The sequence below is a fragment of the Lysinibacillus sp. NPDC096212 genome, from assembly GCF_044763105.1.
GTDB lineage: Bacteria > Bacillota > Bacilli > Bacillales_A > Planococcaceae > Lysinibacillus.
This window is the reverse complement of record NZ_JBIWFQ010000062.1, coordinates 1-2966: the sequence shown is the minus strand read 5'-3', so window position 1 is coordinate 2966 and position 2966 is coordinate 1. Positions and strand designations below refer to the sequence as shown.

3 protein-coding genes are annotated in these 2966 nt (G+C 35.0%); all 3 read right to left on the bottom strand.

Features of this window, described 5'->3' with window-relative positions; genetic code table 11:
* Nucleotides 1–711: 711 nt before the first annotated feature.
* Genes ACIQ7T_RS27910 through ACIQ7T_RS27900 form a run of 3 tightly spaced genes read right to left on the bottom strand, consistent with a single transcriptional unit; the run spans nt 712 to nt 2260 of the window.
* Entirely contained in the window at nt 712–1167 is a 456-nt protein-coding gene (locus tag ACIQ7T_RS27910; RefSeq protein WP_402875311.1) for a hypothetical protein, read from the bottom strand.
* A gap of 15 nt (nt 1168–1182) precedes the next feature.
* Entirely contained in the window at nt 1183–1479 is a 297-nt protein-coding gene (locus ACIQ7T_RS27905; protein WP_402875308.1) for a tetratricopeptide repeat protein, read from the bottom strand.
* Nucleotides 1427–2260 carry a hypothetical protein gene (locus tag ACIQ7T_RS27900; protein ID WP_370083789.1) on the bottom strand — a complete coding sequence of 278 codons (834 nt, stop codon included), beginning with the start codon at nt 2258–2260 and terminating at the stop codon, nt 1427–1429. The genes ACIQ7T_RS27905 and ACIQ7T_RS27900 overlap by 53 nt, the downstream gene beginning before the upstream one ends.
* Nucleotides 2261–2966: the final 706 nt, after the last annotated feature.

Below are 2966 nucleotides of genomic sequence, written 5' to 3'. Positions count from 1 at the left end.
AGTTAAGCTCTTTAGCGCCGATGGTAGTTGGGGGCTTCCCCCTGTGAGAGTAGGACGTCGCTAGGCACCTGAAAAAGTCGAGGATTTATTCCTCGGCTTTTTTTCTGTGAAAATAAATAATCCATTGACTTTTGGAAAACAAAAGATATATTGTTACTTTCAAATCAGAGGGAGGCAGTGAAGTATTTTCTAAGGAAATGTTAAAAGATTAATGTACAAGCTCCAGTGGCACCGACAAGGGAAGGTGCCACTGGAGGATATTAGATAAGTAAAAGTCTTTAAAAAACGCTTATACAATATATGCCGTCAAGAAAAAGACGCTAAAACACATCGAACGAAACCAACTATACGCGATGGTGTAACAGTAGCGTAGCCCTATCTGCTATATGCACTGGGTAAGGAGGGATAATGGTATACCCCAACCTTGAGAGCTGTTCAAAACAGAAATGGATTGCGAACGCTTAGTTACTCAGGAATCCCGTCTGACATTAGTCAGTTTGTCCCTTTAGGGGTGGGAGTCTCAAATGTACTTATGCTTAATGACAAGTCAGTCGGCCAAAATTCACGCCTTTAAACACCATCACTTCGATTGGTAAGTATATTTTGTATCCTGATTGTTCAAATCGAATCAAATCATTACCAGAGTACTCTCTGAATGCGAGTGATAGACTTTTTCGTAGTGATGATATATATCTTTTTACGACCGTAGAATTAGGATTCCCTAGTGCAATATCGGGCCAAAGAAATTAATATTTTTTGGCTTGAAATGGGCTGTTCTTGATTTTTAAGAAGAAAGGCTAAGAGTTCTGCTTCTTTTAAACTTAATTTGATTTCATTTTCTCTTGTAATTAAACAGTTATGATGTGAATATAGATTAAGAATACAGCACAGGCTTTCATGCATTTTTTCCAAAGCAATATTAATGGAGTCATCCTTTTCTTCGCGTTGTTGCTTTGTTAACGCTCGCCGTTCATTGCTTAGTTCTTTATACTTTTCGATAAACAACGACCATTCTTTGTTTTTATCAAGTGATTCGGCATGGTCAAATTGTTCCTTTGCACGACGTACTAAGCTAATTTTACTATAGGCACACCCCATTAAAGCAGATAATTTAATTTCTTCTTCCTCTGATATCCCTTGTTCTAATGCTTCATTCGCATAAAACAAAATCGCTTCCCATTTTTAAAAATTGGAATTTATAAAGGCAAGTCTATAGTAAATTTCTGGATGGTCAGGTGTGAGATCAATTACTTGCTTTAATAGTCTCTCAGCTCTTTGCATATTACCGTGGAGAATTTTTTCATTCCTTGCTTGCTCAAGTAATAAATTAGCTTGTTGTTCAGTATAGTGAGCAAAGTTAAAGTGATCTACCCGTCTTAAATCAAGACTAATGCCTTTTTCATACCATTCGTCCATATCGTTTTCCTCAGATTGCCATATTGTTTGTCTTTCTAGTAAGGCCATTTTTGTTAATGACATCTTCATTCCCCCAAGCTATTGTCATCATCCAATTTTCTAAAGCTGTATAATCTTCTTTATCAACCCATTTTCGTGTTATATTTTTTTGCGTTCGTTTAAAGCACTTTTCTTTGATATCACGAATTTCTGTAGCGTGTGTTTCTAATAAAAACGCCATTTTTAATGTATCTTCATGAATTTTATGCTGACAACATCCCTGTTTGGATGTTGCACGTAGTTCAGCACCAGTAAAGCCATCATATACAACTTTCCAATCATAGTTCAACTTTATATCTTGGAAATAACGTTGCTTTACAGCTACAAACCATGCCGCCATAAATGGTCCTGCAAATTGAAAGCGAGGTGATTTTTTTAGGTGACCGTTACAGCCGGCGTATGTAGCAATACCAGCTAAGTTTGCTGCTTTTACAAAACGAGCCATATTATACTCTAATTGAAATGTATTTATCCGGAATCCGTAATTGCGACATGTGAAAAATCTCCAGTACTGATGATAAGCTGCTGCATCAATCGAGAATGGATCTCCGCCAGCTGTTAAAATCTTTTTCATTTTAATAGTAGGCATTTGGTTTACTAGAATTTCAAGCCCATGTTCGCCATGCATGATAAATGGGATATTTAATTGATTCAGTACAAACTGTACATCCTTAACATCATTTTTATTATTGCCCTTTGAGAACAATAATACATTGTCTTTAACTTTGATAAATAATCCTCGCATTATCAATGCCTCTGCTACTTTTTCTGTTGCTGTCATTAACTCTAAATTTAATATATTCATATTGCCATCTCCCTTTTGTTTTCTTAATCCAATTGTAGCCAAGAGCAGGTTACGACTTTGTAACCGGAAGCAACTAAGTAGAATGCCAGTGATCTCAAAGCATTAAAAGAAACTAAAAAAGTGAAGTAGTAAAAATCACAAGTGTACGCGTAACGAAACAACACGTAACAAACTAAATGCGCTCATTCAGCTGAGCAAGTCCGATAATGTCGATATTAATTATCGATAACTTCTTAGGCAAATAAAAGATTATGAGATTTATGATTCACCGATGATGGATGAACAAATGATACAAAATTTTGCAGAACCGGTTACAGGGAATATAATATAATGTGTTTTAAAATACAGAGTCATTTATGATGTTGGCAATGAAAAAGAAGACAAAAAATGTGGAATTAGGGTTTGTTATCATTTATATAGTAAGTTTCTCAGTGAAATGAAAAACTATATTTTTTTTAGAAAAAGTGTTGACCTTTTTAAATTAAGGGTGTAATATTATACAAGTCGTTAAGATAGCTACTGAAAAAACAATTAAGATAAATAAATTAGTTGTTGACATCTAGCGAACGACATGATATTATATAAGAGTTGCTATTGAGGAAGCGGTAACGAAATGAACCTTGAAAACTGAACAAGCAAAACGTAATCAATAAAGTTTTTAGTAGCTAACCTTGAGTTGGTGAACGAAACAAAATTTTGGACATCA